Genomic DNA, 16,425 nt, shown 5'->3' with positions numbered 1-16,425 from the left:
TGAACCGACCCGGAATCCCGAGATGGTGACGCGCCCGAGACTTTGCACAGGCTGGCGCGCGTGCGCATCGTGGGCGGGTGGTGCGATGCTGGGCGCGGCGCTGGTGCTGACGCCGGCGGCACATGCGGAAGACACCGCCACATTCGATCTCGATGGCTATCTGAACAGCGTTCGCGAGGAATATGGCCTGCCCGCGCTCGCCGCGGCCGTGGTCAAGGCGGGCGAGGTCGTCGCGGCCGCGGCTGTCGGCACGCGGGTGCGCGGCAGGGAGATCCCGGTCACCCTCGACGACCGTTTCCATATCGGCTCCAACACCAAGGCGATGACCGCGACGCTGGCCGGCATGCTGGTGGATGAGGGCAAACTGAGATGGGACTCGCGCATTGGCGACGTGCTGGGCGACGACATCAAGGGCATGAGCGCCAGCCTCGCCGATGCCACGCTGGAGCAACTGCTGTCCCACTCCAGCGGCATTCCCGACGACAATGAGGAGATCCTCAAACTGTATTTCAGCGCCGATGCCTTCGAGGAAAACCTGACCGATCTTCGGCTCCACGCCATCGAGGCCTGGAAGGCCCATGAGATCGCGGTGCCGCAGGGCTCGCCGTTCCAGTACGCCAATTTCGGCTATCTGATCGCCGGCGCCATGATCGAGAAGGCCGGCGGCATGCCGTGGGAGCAGATGATGTATGAGCGCATCTTCGTCCCGCTGGGCATGGCGAGTGCGGGTCTCGGCCCGCAGGCGACCTATGGCCTCATCGATGCGCCGGTGGGCCACCGGATCGAGCCAGACGGTTCCGCGACGCCGATGACATGGGGCCCGGCTGCCGACGTTCCCCAGGTCATGGCCCCGGCCGGCAATGCGCATATGTCCATCCTCGACAACGCGAAATGGGCGGCCTGGAACGCGGGCAGGGGTGCCCGCGCGCCCGCGCTGCTGTCGCCGGAGACGCTTCGGCGGATCCAGTCCGTCCACGTCCAGACGCCGGTCCGGCCCAATCCCCCACCGGGAACGCCGGGTACCGGCGCGTATGGCCTGGGCTGGGGCATCGTGGAATTCGACTGGGCCGGCAAGCCGCTCCTCACGCATAACGGCTCGAATTCAATGAATCTGGCAAGGATCCTGATCGACCCCGAACAGGACTTCACTATTGTCGTGACAACGAACTACTCCGGCGCGGCCGCCGACGCGGCGACGGGCAGGGTTATGGAACGTCTCTATGTGAACTACGCCCGGTAGACCCACGACGGCGCCTTATCGCGTCCGGTCCGGAGACGGACTGCCGGGAACCACCACCGAGAATTCGGATCGATCCTCGATCCGTTTGCGGCCAACGAAACGAAACGGAGGGATGGCCATGTGCCGGGAATGTTCGACGGGGACTCTCAGCCGCCGGGGGCTGCTTGCGGGCGGTCTTGCCCTTTCGGGCGCGCTAGCGCTGTCGATGACGATGCCTTTCGCCTCGCGCGCCTTCGCGGATGAGGCGCAGCCGGTGTCGCCGGATGAGGCGCTGAAGCGCCTTGTCGAGGGCAATGAGCGTTATGTGGCCAATGCCGCGATCAACACCGATCATTCGGTCGGCCGTTCAAAGCGCTCGCTCGGGCAGAAGCCCTTCGCCGCGATCGTGACCTGCGCCGATTCGCGGGTGGTGCCGGAACTGATCTTCGATCAAGGGCCGGGCGAGCTGTTCGTCATCCGGGTCGCCGGCAATTTCATCAACGAGGACGGGCTGGCCAGCCTGGAATACGGGGTTGCCGTTCTTGGCATCCAGGCGATCCTGGTTCTGGGTCACACCGCCTGCGGCGCGGTCGATGCCACGATCAAGTCGATCCGCGACAACGCGCTGCCGCCCGGCCATCTGCCGAGCCTGGTCAATGCGATCCGCCCGGCGGTTTATGACGTGATGGCCGACAAGCCGGCCGACCTGCTGGCCGCCGCGACGGCGAAGAACGCCCAGCTCAACGCCGAAGTGGCGCGCTCGGCCGGGCCGATCCTCTCCGCCCAGCACACGGCGGGCAAGCTCAAGTCCGGCGCCGGCATCTACGACATCGCCACCGGCAAGGTGAGCTTCATCTAGCCTGACGGCCGCAAGGGGCGAGGCGGCCCGTGCGCCGCCTCGCCTGGCGCGTGCGGCTCCCCGCGCAAGCTCGCGCCGGCCACGTTTTCGGCCCACGCGGTCGCGGGAGCGAAAACGCCTCTGGAAACGCGGGCCGGTTGGGGCCAAAAGTCCTTCCCAATGTCACGCCTCGGTGCGAGGGGTGGCGTCTTTCCGCTCATCGGGAATGTGGGGGACTTGACGGGAATGAACGCCGATCCGCGCTCGGGACTGCTCGAACTTGGTTTTGACGTGCCTGCCTTCGTGGGCATGGACGAGGGGGAGATCCAGACCCCCTGCCTCATCCTCGATCTCGACGCGCTCGAGCGGAACATCGCCAAGCTGGGGGCCTACGCCAAGGCCCACGGCATGCGCCATCGTGCGCATGGCAAGATGCACAAATCCGTCGACATACTGAAGCTTCAGCAGTCGCTTGGCGGCGCGGTGGGGGCGTGCTGCCAGAAGGTGAGCGAGGCCGAGGTCTTCGTTCGCGGCGGCATCAATGACATCCTGATCTCGAACCAGATCCGCGACCCGCTCAAGATCGACCGGCTGGCGCGGCTGCCTGCCTCCGGCGCCCGGATCACGGTCTGCGTCGACGACATTGCCAATGTGGCCGACCTTTCGGCCGCCGCGGGGAGGCATGGCACCACGCTGGAGTGCTTCGTCGAGATCGACTGCGGGGCCGGGCGCTGCGGCGTGGGCTCACCTGAGGAAGCGGTCGCGCTCGCCATCGCCATCGACGGGGCCCAGGGGCTGACCTTTTCGGGGCTTCAGGCCTATCACGGCGGTGGTCAGCATGTGGAGGACTTCGCCGCGCGAAAGGCGCGAATGGACAGCGCCGCCACTATCACCCGCGCGGCGGTGGAGGCATTGACGGCCGCCGGCCTGAAGCCGGGCATCGTCTCGGGTGGCGGCACCGGCAGCTACACGTTCGAGGCGACCTCGCACGTGTTCAATGAACTCCAGTGCGGTTCCTACGCCTTCATGGACGCGGCCTATGGCCGGGTACGCGCGGGCAATGGCCAGCGCTTTGATCATGGCGAATGGGAAAACGCGCTGTTCGTTCTGACTTCGGTCATGTCCCATGCCCGGCCCGGCCGCGCGGTGTGCGACGCCGGGCTCAAGTCGCAGTCGCTGGATTCAGGCCTGCCGGTGATCTACGGGCGCGAGGATGTGACCTTCATCGAATGCAATGACGAGCACGGGGTGATTTCCGACCCCGAGGGCGCCTTGAAGATCAATGAGAAGCTGCGCCTCGTGCCGGGCCATTGCGACCCGACCTGCAATCTCCACGATTGGTATGTCGGGGTGCGGGGCGGCAAGGTCGAGGTGGTCTGGCCGGTTTCGGCGCGGGGCAAGATCTACTGACCGCCCCCGCGCCGTGGGAAACCCGCTTCACGAAGGGCTTATGCCGCCAGCCGCCGGGCGTGCCAGGCGATGTGGTCGGCCATGAAGCTGGAGATGAAATAATAGGAATGGTCGTAGCCCTCGCGCATGTTGAGCGTGAGGGGAATGCCGGCCTCCCGGCAGGCCACTTCCAGCAGTTCCGGGCGCAGGCCGGTCTTGAGGAACGGGTCGGCCAGGCCCTGGTCGACGAGGAATTCGGGAAAGCGCCGGCCGTCCTCGATCAGCGCCACCGCGTCATAGGCCCGCCAGGACTGTTCGTTCGTGCCGAGATACTTCTCCAGCGCGGGACGCGACCAGTCCGCCGTCGATGGCTGTACGATGGGCGCGAAGGCCGAGCAGCTGCGGAAACGATCGGGATGCTTCAGCGCCATGGTGAGGGCGCCATGCCCGCCCATGGAATGGCCGAAGATGCCCTGCCGGCTCATATCGGCGGGGAACTGCGCCGCGACCAGCGCCGTCAGTTCCTCGAAGATATAGGAGTACATCCGGTAGTGCCGGGCATAGGGCTCCTGCGTGGCGTCGAGATAGAAGCCGGCGCCGGTGCCGAACTGCCAGTTGTCCGGTTCATCGGGCACCCGCTCGCCGCGCGGGCTGGTGTCGGGCGCCACGAGGATGACGCCGTGTGCGGCGGCCGCCGCGCGGTACTCGCCCTTTTCCATGACATTGGCATGGGTGCAGGTGAGGCCGGACAGATACCAAAGCACCGGAACCGGGCCATTGGCGGCCTGTGGCGGCACGAACACCGCGAAGGTCATGGGCGTGCCGGTGACGGCGGAATCGTGGCGGTAGACGCCCTGCACGCCGCCATGCGACTTCGCCGTGGAGACGGTTTCCATCGGAACGCCACCCATCAGTAGATCACCACCGAGCGGATCGACTTGCCCTCGTGCATGAGGTCGAAGGCGGTGTTGATCTGGTCGAGCGGCATGGTGTGGGTGATCAGGTCGTCGATGTTGATCTTGCCCTCCATGTACCAGTCCACGATCTTGGGCACGTCGGTGCGCCCGCGCGCGCCGCCGAAGGCGCTGCCGCGCCAGTTGCGGCCGGTGACGAGCTGGAACGGGCGGGTGGAGATTTCAGCGCCCGCCGGTGCCACGCCGATGACGATGGAGGTGCCCCAGCCGCGATGGCAGGCTTCCAGCGCCTGGCGCATCACGTTCACATTGCCGGTGCAGTCGAAGGTGAAGTCGGCGCCGCCGTCGGTGAGGTCCTGAATCGCGGACACCACCTTGTCGTTGCCGACATCCAGCGGGTTGATGAAGTCGGTCATGCCGAACTTCCTGGCCATCTCGACCTTGGCGGGGTTGATGTCCACGCCGATGATCTTGTCGGCGCCGACCATGCGCGCGCCCTGGATCACGTTGAGGCCGATTCCGCCGAGGCCAAATACAACGACATTCGCGCCCGGCCACACCTTGCCGGTGTAGACCACCGCGCCGATGCCGGTGGTGACGCCGCAGCCGATGTAGCAGATCTTGTCGAACGGGGCGTCCTCGCGGACTTTGGCGAGGGCGATCTCCGGCAGCACGGTGAAGTTCGAGAAGGTCGAGCAGCCCATGTAGTGGAAGATCTCGCCGCCGTCACAGGAGAAGCGGCTGGTGTGATCCGGCATCAGGCCCTGGCCCTGGGTGGCGCGGATCGAGGTGCACAGGTTGGAGCGCTGCGACAGGCAGGTTTTGCACTGCCGGCATTCGGGCGTGTAGAGCGGGATGACGTGGTCGCCGACCTTCAGCGAGGTCACGCCGGCGCCGATCTCGCGCACGATGCCCGCGCCCTCATGGCCCAGGATCGCCGGGAACTTGCCCTCGGAATCGAGACCGTCCAGCGTGTAGGCGTCGGTGTGGCACACGCCGGTGGCCATGATCTCCACGAGCACCTCGCCGGGCTTGGGCCCGCCGATTTCGATGGTCTCGATGGTCAGGGGCTTCTTGGCTTCCCAGGCGACGGCGGCACGCGACTTCATGAGCGGGGTCTTTCGATTGGGCGACGTTAAGGCTCGCAGGATTGGAACGTGCCCTAGACATAGGGGAGGCCGGCGGGGCGATCCACGTCAATTATTGACGCACATCACCCGGCGGCCGGAGGGGCCGCCGGGCTCTGCGTCCGGCGTGCTAGCGCGGGCGGTTCCAGATCTCGGTGTCGATCTCGTCGGCGATGTCCGGCATCGAGCTGGCGAGGAAGTGGGGCTTCCTGCCGGCGCGGCGCTGGTCCAGATAGTCCTTGGTCAGCCGCGCCACGAGGCCCGACAGCAGGACGATGGCGATAAGGTTGACCGTCGCCATCAGGCCCATGGAGGCATCCGCCGCATTGAACACGGTGGAAACCGATTCATAGGCCCCCCACAGCACCATCAGCAGCGTGCCCGAGCGAAGCACGATCTTGCCCATGGTGCCGCCCACGCCGAGGAAGACCAGCGCGTTCTCGGCGTAGGAGTAGTTGCCGATGATCGAGGTGAAGGCGAAGAAGAAGATCGCGACGGCGACGAAATAGGGGCCGAACGCGCCGATGTGGTGCTCCAGCGCCGCCTGGGTCAGCTGGGTGCCGGTCAGCCCCGAGCCGGGAACCAGCGCGCCCGACAAGAGGATCAGCAGCGCGGTCGCGGTGCAGATCAGCAGCGTGTCGATGAACACGCCGAGCGCCTGCACGAAGCCCTGGCTGACCGGGTGGTGCGGATCGGGGGTGGCGACAGCGGCGATGTTCGGCGCCGAGCCCATGCCGGCCTCGTTCGAGAACAGCCCGCGCTTCACGCCGTTCAGCATCGCCGCCGCGACCGAGCCGGCCACGCCGCCGACCGCCGGCTCGAAGCCGAAGGCACTCTTGACGATCAGCGCGAAGATGCCGGGCACTTCGCTGATATTGGCGAACACGGCGAACAGCGCCAGCCCGAGATAGGCGACCGCCATGAACGGCACCACGATTTCCGCCACACGGGCGATGGTGGAGATGCCGCCGAAGATGATGACGCCCGAGACCAGCGCCACGGCCGCGCCGCTCGCCAACTTGGGCACGCCGAACGCGCCTTCCATCGCGTCGGCGATCGAGTTGGCCTGCACGGCGTTGAAGATGAGCCCGAAGGAGATGATGAGGCAGACCGAGAAGATCGCGCCGGCCCAGGGCGCGTTCAGGCCGCGCGCCATGTAGAAGGCCGGTCCGCCCCGGTAGCGGCCGTTCTCGTCCTTGATCTTGTAGAGCTGGGCCAGCGTGCTTTCGGCGAAGGCCGTGGCCATGCCGAGCGCGGCCACCACCCACATCCAGAAGATCGCGCCGGGACCGCCGAGATACAGCGCCACCGCGACGCCGGCGATGTTGCCGGTGCCCACGCGTGAGGCCAGGCTGGTGCACAGGGCCTGGAACGGGGTGATGCCGGCGAAATCATCGTCGCTCGAACTCATGACCGAGCGGATCATTTCTGGAAAATGCACGATCTGGAGAAACTTCAGCCGCAGCGTGAAGTAAACGCCCACCGCGAGCAGCCCGTAAATGAGCACGTAGCCCCAGAAGATCGTGTTCAGGAAGTCGATGATTGCGTCCATTCCCCAGTCCCTTCGCGTGACAGTCCCGCCTGAAACGTAGCAGACGATTTCCCGATCGTCCGCCAAGTCCTTGATGAAGCGAGATGACACGCAAGGATCGTTCCGGCGGCTTCCGCGACGGGCGATCGGCGCGCGGATTTCAGGGAAGGGCGAGGAGGAGCCGACCGGGGCGTGCGCGAAAGGGGCGCGAAGAGGGCGCGGGCGCCTGTCCCGCGCGGAAGGCAGGGGCGTGCCGCCACCGGGGGAGCCGATGGCGGCACGCGATCATGAATGTCGACGGGTCACTCGGAAAGGCCGGGCGACCTACCGCGCCGCGACCAGTGATGCAGCGCCCAGGGCCCAACGGCGACGATGGCGGCCAGCACCCACAAGGTGATCGCAATATTGCTCTGGAACAGGATACCCAGCTCGCCACCACTGATGGCCAGTGCATTGCGCAGGTTGACCTCCATCACCTTGCCCAGCACGAAGCCGAGGATGATCGGCGCCATGTCGAAACCGAGCTTGCGCAGCAGCCAGCCAACGCAGCCGACGGCCAGCATCAGCAGGATGGATTCCACGCTGGCGTGGGTCGAATAGACGCCCACGACCGACAGCACCAGGATGCCCGGCACCAGGATCCAGTTCGGCAGCAGCAGCAGGCGCGAGAAGATGCCGACGAACGGGATGTTGAGCAGCAGCAGCAGCACGTTGCCGACATAGAGCGAGGCGATCAGGCCGCCGACGATCTCCGGCCGCTCCGCGAAGAGCTGCGGCCCCGGCTGGATATTGTAGAGCATCAGGGCGCCGAGCATCACCGCCGTCGTGCCGCTGCCGGGCACGCCCAGGGTCAGCATGGGCACAAAGGCGCCGGCCGCGCAGGAATTGTTCGCCGCCTCCGGCGAGGCCAGGCCGCGCATGTCGCCCTTGCCGAAGGTGCCCTCGCGGTCGGAAAGGCGCTTCTCCAGCGTGTAGGAGACCGCGCTCGCGACCGACGCGCCGGTGCCCGGCAGGACGCCGACGACAAAGCCCACGATCGAGCCGCGCAGCGCGGCGCCGCTGGTGAAGACGATGTCCTTGAAGCGCACGAAGGTGCGCCCGACCTTGCCGATGAGGGACGTGCCCGTCGCGTGGCTCTCCAGCATCAGCATGGCTTCCGAGATCGAGAACAGGCCGATCACCAGAACCACAAAGTCGATGCCGTCCCCGAGTTCGGGGCTGTTGAAGGTGAAACGATAGGCCCCGGAGGTCGGGTCGAGGCCGACAGTCGCCAGCATGAGGCCCAGAACGCAACCGATCAGTGTCTTCACCGGCTGGCTTCCGACCATGGAGCCGAGCGTGGCGAAGGCGAACACCATCAGCACGAAGTATTCGGCAGGGCCGAAGCCGACGGCCAGGCTGGCAAGAAAGGGAGCGAAAAGCGTGAGGCCGACGACGCCGATGATGCCGCCGATGAAGGAGGAGATGCCGCTGATCATCAGCGCCTCCCCGGCCCGGCCCTGCCGCGCCAGCGGGTTGCCATCAAGCGCCGTCATGACGGCACCGGCGTCGCCGGGAACGTTGAGCAGAATGGAGGAAATGCGCCCGCCATATTCGGAGCCGGAATAGATGGCGGCGAGAAGGATCATCGTGCTCTCGGGCGGCAGGCCGAGCGTGTAGGCGATGGGCAGCAGCAGAGCGATGCCATTGATCGGGCCGATGGCCGGAAGCGCGCCGATGATGGTGCCAAGGAAGCAGCCGATCAGGCCGATTAACAGGTTCTGCCAGCTCAGGGCGACGGCGAATCCGGTCCAGAGATAATCGAGATTCATGATGTCAGCCCCGGCGCGATGCGATGAACAGCTCGCCGGCCGGGAGATAGACCTCGAGCAGATAGCCAAAAACGACGTACCAGAGAGCCGCCTGAACGAGCCCCCCGATGAGAGACGCCTTCCACGAGGCCCCGAAAATGCGCGCGACACCGGTGGTCATGATGAACATCGAGGCCGCGAAGCCGAGTGGTTCGAACAGCAGCGCGGCGATGAGCACCAGCGCCGGCAGCGCGATGCAGCGCATCAGCACGGCTCCCTCCGGCCACTCTTCCGCGTGACCCGGCGCAAACAGGTAGATCAGCGACAGCAGGGCGAGGATCGCCGCGAGCAGGATGGGGAAGACGCGCGGGCCCAGCGGGTCCGACGAGAAGGAATACTCGATCGCGTTCCCGGCGACCCCGTAGAGGAGGCTGAACCCCAGCAGGGCGACAGCGGCGATGCGATTACTGAGCATGCCCGGAAGAGGGCGGCGATTGGCGTCCATGGCGCGTTCCTGACCAGCGACAAGGGGCGGCCCCGCCCGGAGACGGGGCCGCTCGATCGTTGAGGAAAATTAGAGGCCGGCTTCCTTGGCGAGGAGCTTGAAGCGCTGCACGTCGCTCTTCACCTTGGCGTCGAAATCGGCGCCAATGACGGTGTAGGGAAACAGCCCGCGCGCTGCGAGTTCCGACGTGAACTCCGGCGTCTGGACCAGCTTCTTGAAGGTGTCAGTCCAGGCCGCGTAGTCGGCGTCGCTCACCTTGCCGCCGGTGTAGTAGCCGCGCCAGATCACCCAGTCGAAGTCGTAACCCTGCTCGCGGGTGGTCGGAACGTCGGCGAGATCGCCCTTCAGCCGCTCGGGAGACATCACCGCGAGGATGCGCACCTTGCCGGCGAGATGGTGCTTGACCATCTCCGAGGCGTCGCCCGCACCGATCTTGATGTGGCCGCCTTCAAGCGCGGTGAGCACGGCGCCGCCGCCTTCAAGGGCGACATAGCGCATCTTCTTCGGGTCCTGCCCGGCGCCCTTGGCGATGAGGGCGGCCTTCATCCAGTCCTGGCTGCCGACGGCGCCGCCGCCACCGATCGGGAAATCGCTCGGCTTGGCGGCATAGGCGTCGGAGAGTTCCTTCAGATTCTTGTAGGGCGAGTCGGCGCCAACGACGATGACGCCGTAATCCGCACCCAGCGCGCCGACCCAGCGCACCGCGTTCTCGTCGAAACTGCCGAACTTGCCCTGCGCCAGCAGCAGCGCCGAGCCGGTCGAGGCCGCGACGATGAGGCTGGGGTCGGCCGCGCGCTTGCCCACGACATGGTTATAGGCGATGGCGCCGACGCCACCTTCCATATAGGTGACCGTCATCGGCTGCTCGATCAGCTTGGCGGCGAGAAGCGAATTGGCGGCGAGACGGCAGGTAAGGTCGAAGCCGCCGCCGGGCTTGGCGCCGGCCAGGCACTCCGTCTTCTGCGGAAGCGCGACGGCGCTGCCGGTGAGCAGCGCGCCCACCATGGCGACCATGGCGAATTTCGTGAATGTGGCGTTCATGGTTTTGTTCCTCCGAAAACTCTGTGCGACGTCCGAAAACTCTGTGCGGAGCCGTCGCCCACCGTGGTGTGGTGCAGGTCGTGACGGGCTGGCGCAGTTGGGAGGTCGAGCGCAGGCGATGTCCTGCGCGTGCCGGGCGTTCCTCCTAATTGTGTGGCACCGTCTCCGCGGCGCTTTGGTAAGCTGTGCTAGAGCCCGTTCCTGTCATAGAGCTGTCTTTTGACGGGAGCGGCGCGGAAGGCGCGGAGTCTGATCCATGCGAATATTGCTGGTCGAGGACACCAGGGACGTCGGAGAGGCGATCGTCGGACGTCTCAGCCGGATCGGTCACGCCGTGGATTGGGAACTGGACGGCGCGGCGGGCATGGAGGTGCTTGGCCGCACATCCTATGATCTCGTGATCCTGGACGTCATGCTGCCGGGAACGGACGGATTCAGCATTCTCACCCAGATGCGCGCCCGTGGCTCGACGACGCCGGTACTGATCCTGACGGCGCGTTCGCGCGTCGAGGACCGTGTCGATGCGCTCGACCTCGGTGCCGACGACTATCTGGTGAAGCCGTTCGACTTTCGCGAACTGGAAGCGCGGGTGCGGGCTCTCATCCGGCGCAATGGCGGCGAGGCGACCAATGTCCTGCGCTGCGGGGACATCAGCATCGATCGCCTGACGCGCATGGTGCGCGTGGGCAATTGCGAGGTGCATCTCAAGCGCCGCGAACTGACGCTGCTCGAAATCCTGTCCTCGCGGCCGGGGCGTGTCTTCGGCAAGGACGAACTGCTCGACCGCATGTTCGGCCATGACGAGGCCCCGGGCTCGAATGCGGTGGAACTCTATGTCGGCCGCCTCCGGCGCAAGATCGAGGGCGCTCGGGCACAGATCGTCACCGTCCGGGGGTTCGGCTATCAGATGGTGACCGATGGCGAGGCGTGAGCCCTCACTCTTCATCCGGCTGTTCGCCCTTATCTCGCTTGTCCTGGTCTTCGGCGCCGCCGTGCTCATGACGGCCGCCTGGTATTCGGCGCGCGGGGCGGCCGACGAGGCTTATGATCGGCTGCTGCTCGGCGCGGCCTATCAGATCGCGGACGCCATCAGAGTTCAGGATGGCGAGCCGGAGATCGAGCTTCCGGTTTCCGCCTTCGAGCTCCTCGCCTTGTCGGATCGCGACCGCATCTTCTACCGCGTGCTGGACCCGGCGGGACGGACGATGACCGGCTATGAGAATCTGGCGGATCCGGCGGGAAAGGCCGGCACGCCGGAGAAGGCGCAGGTCGAGAACGCGACCTTTGACGGCGAGATCGTGCGTGTCGCGCGGGTGACGCGCCGCTTTGACGACGCCCAGATGCGGGGCGACGCGGTCGTCATCGTTGCCCAGACCGTGGAGGCTCGCCGGGCGCTGGCGCGCGAACTCACCTTCCGCTCCTTCATCCTGGTCGGGGTCATGGGGGCGATTGCCATTGGCGGCACCATCTTCGCCCTGCGCCATGCGCTGGCGCCGATCAGCCGCCTGGAACGCGCGATCCGGCAGCGCGATCCGCTCGACCTGACACTTGTCAGCGTCCCGACCCCGCGCGAGCTGGCGCCCTTCGTCGCCGAGATCAACCGCTTCATCGAGCGGCTGCGCGGCCGGGTCGAGCTGATGCAGCAGTTCATCGCCGATGCCGCGCACCAGCTTCGGACTCCGCTGACGGCGCTGGAGGGGCAGGTCGATCTGCTCACCAATGACGAGGTGACCCCCGAGGGGCGCAAGCATCTCGACCGCATCCGCGCCCGGACCGGGCAGTTGGCGCGACTTGCCAACCAGCTGCTCAGCCATGCCATGGTGGCTCATCGCGAGCGGGCTGTGGCGGGCGCGCCCGTTGACCTCGCGGCGCTGACCCGACGGGCACTCGACGAAGCGATACCCGACACGCTGGAGCGCGACATTCTCGTCACCCTGCACACCCCGCCTGATCCGCTGATCGTGCGCGGTGATCCGGTCAATCTCGCGGAAGCGATCAAGAACATCGTCGACAACGCGGTGCGTCATGGCGCGCCGACAAAGATCACCGTGCGATTGTCGAAACGGCAGGCGCTGGCGGTGATTGAAGTGGAGGATGACGGTCCGGGCATAGCGCGCGAGCAATGGGCGCGGGTCGTGCAGCGATTTGGGGCGCCCTCCAGCGAGGGCAAGGGTTCGGGGCTGGGGCTGTCGATCGCGGCCGAGGTCGCCTCGGCTCACGGCGGCGCGCTGTCTTTCATGGAGAAGGGCAGCTTCGGTTTTGTGGTGGCGATGTCGTTATCGTTGCAGAAGGAGGATGTCGTGTGACACGTTCTGCCATGCGGCTCACCTCCATCGGTCTCGCCTCGAAGCTCGCCTGCGCGGCCTTCAGCCTTTCGGCCCTCCTGCTGGCGGCGGAAACGGGCGCGCACGCGCAGACCCTGACGCGGTTTCCCGCCCTCACGGCCGAGGTCGACCGGCTCTCGATCCATGCCGCCACCGACCTCTACGCCCTGGCTCCGCTGATCACGGATTTCCAGAAGCTCTCACCGGGCACGACGGTCGAGATCGCGGAATATGTGACCAATGACCTGTTCGTGGCCGCCGCCGAACTGTGCGCGCAGAAACGTGCGCTGGGCGACGTCTATCTGTCCTCTTCCGTGGACCAGTTGGTGAAGCTCGCCAATGATGGCTGCGCCCAGCGCGTCGAAGGCCCTGATCTGCAGCGCGCGCCGCGCTGGGCGAACTGGCGGGACGAGGTCTTCGGCTTCACCTTCGAGCCGATCGTCATGGTCTATAACCGCGACAATGTTCCGGCCGACGACGTGCCACACACCCATCTGGAACTCGCCGAGCTGCTGCGGCGCGAAGCCGACCGCTACCGAGGCAAGGTCGGCACCTATGATGTGCGCCTGTCCGGCATCGGCTACCTGCTGGCCTTCAATGATGCCCGGCAGACCACGACCACGTATGGCCGCCTGCTGGAGAGCCTGGGGCGTGCCCAAGTCGTCCTGCGCTGCTGCACCTCGAAGATACTGGACGAGGTGGCGGCCGGCCGGCTGCTCATCGGCTACAACATGCTGGGCTCCTACGCCTATGAGCGCGTGCGGCGTGGTGAGCCGATCGGCATCGTCATGCCAGCGGACTACACGCTGGTGCTGAGCCGCGGCGCCATGGTGCCGGCGCACGCGGCGAATGCGGGACTGGCCGCGCGCTTTCTCGACTATCTCCTGTCGGAGCGCGGACAGGCGGTGGGCCAGGAACAGTCGTTCTTTTTCGGCCTGGACGGTGCCGCGCCTCCCTATATCGAGGGGCCGGATGTCGTGACCTCGGGTATCGCGCGTCCGATCGTCGTCGGCCCGACCCTGCTGGCGGTGCAGGATGCGGCACGCCGGAAGCGGTTTCTGGAAGACTGGTCGCAGTCGGTGATCCAGAACGCCCCCTAGAGGCATGGCCGGGGCAGGTGCGGGCGGGCGCGGGCGAATTCGCGCTGATCGCACGCCAGTGGCGATATCTCGGCACGATGGCGCGAACCGGTGCGCTACTGGGTGATTTCGGGCTCGACCAGCCTCGCCAGGTTTCGCAGCGACTCCTGCCAGCCGAGATAACAGGCTTCGGGTGGAATGAGGTCCGGTATGCCCTGCTGCACGATCTCCACCTGCGTGCCGACCACGACCTTCTTCAACGTCACGCTCACCTCCATCTCGCCGGGCAGGCCGGGATCGTCGAATGTGTCGGTGTAACGCAGGCGCTCGCCCGGGATCAGCTCGACATAGCTGCCGCCAAAGGCGTGGCTGTGCCCCGTGGTGAAGTTGCGGAACGACATGCGGAAGGAGCCGCCGACTTTCGGTTCGAGATGATGCACGGTGCAGACAAAACCGTTGGGCGGCAGCCATTTCGCCAGCGCGTCGGCTTCGAGGAACGCGCGGTAGACCTTCTCCGGGGTGGTGGCGAAAATGCGGTGCAGGCGGATGGTGCTGGGCATCTGGGTTTCTCCCTTTGGGCCGGCGGTCAACGCGGCCTAGGACGAACCAGCCATGGCCGCCCCGACATTCGGGTGCGGATTATTCGGGGGCCTTCCGTGCGCATTGCGGCCTCCGGGCATGACCTGCCGACCTCCGTGGAGGACTCGCCGAACAGAAAAATTCCACGGTAATGTCGGATCAGAGTTTGCCTGTTCGTCCTTGTCTCGTCGATGCCCGCTCGCCTGCCCGCGATGGCGCGGCTCTGGAGCGGCCAAGGGAGGAAATGCAATGAACGTGCAGGCGTATCTCATGCTCAATGGCCGGACCGAAGAGGCCATCGCGTTCTATGGGACGGCGCTCGGCGCCGAGGTCACCGCCTTGATGCGCTTCAAGGACTCGCCCGACCCGCCGCCCCCCGGCATGATCCCGGACGGCTGGGGCGACAAGGTCATGCATGCCAGCTTCAGGATCGGCGAGGCCGAGTTGCTCGCCTCCGATGGCTGCCAGTCCAACGCCGCCGCTTTCGCCGGTATCTCGCTGGCGCTCTCGGTCGCTTCCCCGGAGGAGGCGGCGGCGAAGTTCGAGGCCCTGGCCGAGGGCGGTCAGGTGACCATGCCTCTCTCCGAGATGTTCTTCTCGCCTTCATTCGGGACGCTCACCGACCGTTTCGGCGTGTCCTGGATGATTGTCACTTCCGCCATGTGAAGGGGGGAGTCATGACCAAGCATGTCCTCATTCTGGTCGGCACGCGCAAGGGCGCCTTCCTGCTCGAGAGCGACGCCTCGCGCCGCGCGTGGGCGATGCGCGGCCCGTTCTGCGAGACCTGGCCGACCAACCATGTCATCGCCAATGCCGCGACCGGCGTCCTTTACGCGGGCGGCGGCAATGAATGGTTCGGCCCGGCGGTGTGGAAATCGACCGACGCCGGCGCCAGCTGGACACATTCGAGCCGGGGCCTTGCCTATGAGGCCGGAGAGGCGCCGGTGAAGGCGGTGTGGAGCCTGGCGGCAGGCAATGACGGCAGCCTTTATGCCGGCGTCGAGCCGGCGGGGCTTTTCCGCAGCGTCGATGGCGGCGAGAGCTGGACCCATGTCGAGGGCCTGCGTGCGCATCCCACGCGGGGGGACTGGAATCCCGGCGGGGCCGGGCTGATCCTGCACTCGCTGGTGCTCGACCCGGCCGACGAGAAGAAAATCTGGGTCGGCATTTCGGCGGCCGGTGTGTTTGCCACCGAAGATGGCGGTGCGACATGGGAGGCGCGCAACCGCGGTACCCGCGCCGACTTTCTTCCCGAAGGGCAGAACTATCCCGAATTCGGCCAGTGCGTGCACTGCCTGGTCAAGGCGCCGGGCGGCGGGGCGCGGCTTTACCAGCAGAACCATTGCGGCATGTACCGCTCCGAGGATGGCGGCCGGCGCTGGGAGAGCATCGAGGCGGGCCTGCCTTCCTCCTTCGGCTTTCCGGCCGCCGTTCATCCGCGCGACCCCGATGGCCTCTATCTCATTCCGCTGAACGGCGACATCAAGGGCCGCTTCATGCCGGAGGCAAGCGCGGCGGTGTGGCGCACGCGCGATGCCGGGCGCAGCTGGGAGGCGATGCGCGAGGGCTTGCCGCAGGGCGGGGCATATTTCAACGTGCTGCGCCAGGCGATGGCAACCGACACGATGGAACCGGCGGGGGTCTATTTCGGCACCAATACCGGCGGCCTCTATGCCAGCGTCGATGAGGGCGAGACATGGGACTGCATCGCACCCCATCTGCCGACCATCACCTCGGTCGAAACGCTGGTGATGGAGCGGTGAGAGCGATGGACGAGGAGGTGGATCCGGCACGCAGGCCGGCGCCCGTGCTCGTGCGCCTGCCGCCGCACCTCATCGTGCTGTTTCCCGGCGCCGACCGGCTGGTTCCCCTGCACGCTCGCACGGTCGAGGAAATGGTCGCCGGCCTCGATGCGCGCTGGCCCGGCATGGGCGAGCGCCTGTGCGACGAGACGCCCGCGATCCGGCGCCATATCAATGTGTTTGTCGACGGGCGGCGCGCCAGGCTGGCGACGCCGCTCGCCCCGGGCGCGGATGTCTTCGTCATTACCGCGATCAGCGGCGGCTGATCCCTAGTCCTTGCGAAAGGC

16 protein-coding genes are annotated in these 16,425 nt (G+C 66.5%); 9 read left to right on the top strand and 7 right to left on the bottom strand.

Annotated elements, in window-relative coordinates; genetic code table 11:
• Positions 1-85: 85 nt before the first annotated feature.
• The 3 genes from G3A50_RS08370 (at position 86) to bhcC (ending at position 3,467) form a co-directional block, all read left to right on the top strand.
• The gene (locus G3A50_RS08370; protein WP_163074809.1) at positions 86-1,240 is read left to right on the top strand and encodes a serine hydrolase domain-containing protein; all 1,155 of its coding nucleotides are present in this window, start codon (positions 86-88) and stop codon (positions 1,238-1,240) included.
• Between the two features lie 118 nt (positions 1,241-1,358).
• A complete protein-coding gene (locus G3A50_RS08365; RefSeq protein ID WP_163074808.1) occupies positions 1,359-2,078 on the top strand; it encodes a carbonic anhydrase in 720 nt (239 codons plus the stop codon).
• A gap of 225 nt (positions 2,079-2,303) precedes the next feature.
• Positions 2,304-3,467: a 3-hydroxy-D-aspartate aldolase BhcC gene (gene bhcC, locus G3A50_RS08360; protein WP_163074807.1), complete on the top strand. Its 1,164-nt coding sequence runs from the start codon at positions 2,304-2,306 to the stop codon at positions 3,465-3,467.
• A gap of 38 nt (positions 3,468-3,505) precedes the next feature.
• Here bhcC and fghA read toward each other — a convergent pair whose 3' ends face one another.
• From fghA to G3A50_RS08330, 6 genes are all read right to left on the bottom strand, one after another.
• The gene (fghA, locus tag G3A50_RS08355) at positions 3,506-4,342 is read right to left on the bottom strand and encodes an S-formylglutathione hydrolase (RefSeq protein WP_210255293.1); all 837 of its coding nucleotides are present in this window, start codon (positions 4,340-4,342) and stop codon (positions 3,506-3,508) included.
• A gap of 14 nt (positions 4,343-4,356) precedes the next feature.
• The gene (locus G3A50_RS08350; RefSeq protein ID WP_163074805.1) at positions 4,357-5,469 is read right to left on the bottom strand and encodes an S-(hydroxymethyl)glutathione dehydrogenase/class III alcohol dehydrogenase; all 1,113 of its coding nucleotides are present in this window, start codon (positions 5,467-5,469) and stop codon (positions 4,357-4,359) included.
• 148 nt (positions 5,470-5,617) lie between these two features.
• Positions 5,618-7,039, bottom strand: a complete 1,422-nt coding sequence (locus G3A50_RS08345; protein ID WP_163074804.1) for an alanine/glycine:cation symporter family protein — start codon at positions 7,037-7,039, stop codon at positions 5,618-5,620.
• A gap of 281 nt (positions 7,040-7,320) precedes the next feature.
• Positions 7,321-8,829, bottom strand: coding sequence for a tripartite tricarboxylate transporter permease (locus G3A50_RS08340; RefSeq protein ID WP_163074803.1), 1,509 nt, complete (start codon positions 8,827-8,829; stop codon positions 7,321-7,323).
• A 4-nt stretch (positions 8,830-8,833) separates the two neighbouring features.
• Positions 8,834-9,313 (bottom strand): tripartite tricarboxylate transporter TctB family protein, encoded by a 480-nt coding sequence (locus tag G3A50_RS08335; RefSeq protein WP_163074802.1) that lies wholly within the window; start codon positions 9,311-9,313, stop codon positions 8,834-8,836.
• A gap of 69 nt (positions 9,314-9,382) precedes the next feature.
• Complete coding sequence (locus G3A50_RS08330; protein WP_163074801.1) at positions 9,383-10,354, bottom strand: Bug family tripartite tricarboxylate transporter substrate binding protein; 972 nt, start codon at positions 10,352-10,354, stop codon at positions 9,383-9,385.
• Between the two features lie 256 nt (positions 10,355-10,610).
• Here G3A50_RS08330 and G3A50_RS08325 point away from each other — a divergent pair, with 256 nt between their 5' ends.
• From G3A50_RS08325 to G3A50_RS08315, 3 genes are read left to right on the top strand one after another with little or no spacing between them, the layout of a single operon-like run.
• Entirely contained in the window at positions 10,611-11,285 is a 675-nt protein-coding gene (locus G3A50_RS08325; RefSeq protein WP_163074800.1) for a response regulator transcription factor, read from the top strand.
• On the top strand, positions 11,272-12,660 hold the full coding sequence (locus G3A50_RS08320) for a sensor histidine kinase (RefSeq protein ID WP_163074799.1): 1,389 nt from the start codon (positions 11,272-11,274) through the stop codon (positions 12,658-12,660). The genes G3A50_RS08325 and G3A50_RS08320 overlap by 14 nt, the downstream gene beginning before the upstream one ends.
• Positions 12,657-13,778 carry an ABC transporter substrate-binding protein gene (locus tag G3A50_RS08315; protein ID WP_246252249.1) on the top strand — a complete coding sequence of 374 codons (1,122 nt, stop codon included), beginning with the start codon at positions 12,657-12,659 and terminating at the stop codon, positions 13,776-13,778. The genes G3A50_RS08320 and G3A50_RS08315 overlap by 4 nt, the downstream gene beginning before the upstream one ends.
• Before the next feature lie 95 nt (positions 13,779-13,873).
• Here G3A50_RS08315 and G3A50_RS08310 read toward each other — a convergent pair whose 3' ends face one another.
• The gene (locus G3A50_RS08310) at positions 13,874-14,317 is read right to left on the bottom strand and encodes an SRPBCC family protein (protein ID WP_163074798.1); all 444 of its coding nucleotides are present in this window, start codon (positions 14,315-14,317) and stop codon (positions 13,874-13,876) included.
• A gap of 268 nt (positions 14,318-14,585) precedes the next feature.
• On the opposite strand from G3A50_RS08310, the gene G3A50_RS08305 reads away from it, so the two are divergent.
• From G3A50_RS08305 to G3A50_RS08295, 3 genes are read left to right on the top strand one after another with little or no spacing between them, the layout of a single operon-like run.
• Entirely contained in the window at positions 14,586-15,002 is a 417-nt protein-coding gene (locus G3A50_RS08305; RefSeq protein WP_163074797.1) for a VOC family protein, read from the top strand.
• An 11-nt stretch (positions 15,003-15,013) separates the two neighbouring features.
• A complete protein-coding gene (locus G3A50_RS08300) occupies positions 15,014-16,099 on the top strand; it encodes a WD40/YVTN/BNR-like repeat-containing protein (protein WP_163074796.1) in 1,086 nt (361 codons plus the stop codon).
• 5 nt (positions 16,100-16,104) lie between these two features.
• On the top strand, positions 16,105-16,404 hold the full coding sequence (locus G3A50_RS08295; RefSeq protein WP_163074795.1) for a MoaD/ThiS family protein: 300 nt from the start codon (positions 16,105-16,107) through the stop codon (positions 16,402-16,404).
• The last annotated feature ends 21 nt before the right edge of the window (positions 16,405-16,425 follow it).

Origin of the sequence: Ancylobacter pratisalsi (assembly GCF_010669125.1) — a bacterium.
GTDB classification, from domain to species: domain Bacteria; phylum Pseudomonadota; class Alphaproteobacteria; order Rhizobiales; family Xanthobacteraceae; genus Ancylobacter; species Ancylobacter pratisalsi.
The sequence above is the reverse complement of the archived record's forward strand: the minus strand, read 5'-3'. Positions and strand labels throughout refer to the sequence as shown.

Bases quoted from the DNA above. Each gene is read 5' to 3' on its own strand.
- G3A50_RS08370 (WP_163074809.1), top strand. From the start codon at position 86: ATGCTGGGCGCGGCGCTGGTGCTGACGCCGGCGGCACATGCGGAAGAC.
- G3A50_RS08365 (WP_163074808.1), top strand. From the start codon at position 1,359: ATGTGCCGGGAATGTTCGACGGGGACTCTCAGCCGCCGGGGGCTGCTT.
- bhcC (WP_163074807.1), top strand. From the start codon at position 2,304: ATGAACGCCGATCCGCGCTCGGGACTGCTCGAACTTGGTTTTGACGTG.
- fghA (WP_210255293.1), bottom strand. From the start codon at position 4,342: ATGGAAACCGTCTCCACGGCGAAGTCGCATGGCGGCGTGCAGGGCGTC.
- G3A50_RS08350 (WP_163074805.1), bottom strand. From the start codon at position 5,469: ATGAAGTCGCGTGCCGCCGTCGCCTGGGAAGCCAAGAAGCCCCTGACC.
- G3A50_RS08345 (WP_163074804.1), bottom strand. From the start codon at position 7,039: ATGGACGCAATCATCGACTTCCTGAACACGATCTTCTGGGGCTACGTG.
- G3A50_RS08340 (WP_163074803.1), bottom strand. From the start codon at position 8,829: ATGAATCTCGATTATCTCTGGACCGGATTCGCCGTCGCCCTGAGCTGG.
- G3A50_RS08335 (WP_163074802.1), bottom strand. From the start codon at position 9,313: ATGGACGCCAATCGCCGCCCTCTTCCGGGCATGCTCAGTAATCGCATC.
- G3A50_RS08330 (WP_163074801.1), bottom strand. From the start codon at position 10,354: ATGAACGCCACATTCACGAAATTCGCCATGGTCGCCATGGTGGGCGCG.
- G3A50_RS08325 (WP_163074800.1), top strand. From the start codon at position 10,611: ATGCGAATATTGCTGGTCGAGGACACCAGGGACGTCGGAGAGGCGATC.
- G3A50_RS08320 (WP_163074799.1), top strand. From the start codon at position 11,272: ATGGCGAGGCGTGAGCCCTCACTCTTCATCCGGCTGTTCGCCCTTATC.
- G3A50_RS08310 (WP_163074798.1), bottom strand. From the start codon at position 14,317: ATGCCCAGCACCATCCGCCTGCACCGCATTTTCGCCACCACCCCGGAG.
- G3A50_RS08305 (WP_163074797.1), top strand. From the start codon at position 14,586: ATGAACGTGCAGGCGTATCTCATGCTCAATGGCCGGACCGAAGAGGCC.
- G3A50_RS08300 (WP_163074796.1), top strand. From the start codon at position 15,014: ATGACCAAGCATGTCCTCATTCTGGTCGGCACGCGCAAGGGCGCCTTC.
- G3A50_RS08295 (WP_163074795.1), top strand. From the start codon at position 16,105: ATGGACGAGGAGGTGGATCCGGCACGCAGGCCGGCGCCCGTGCTCGTG.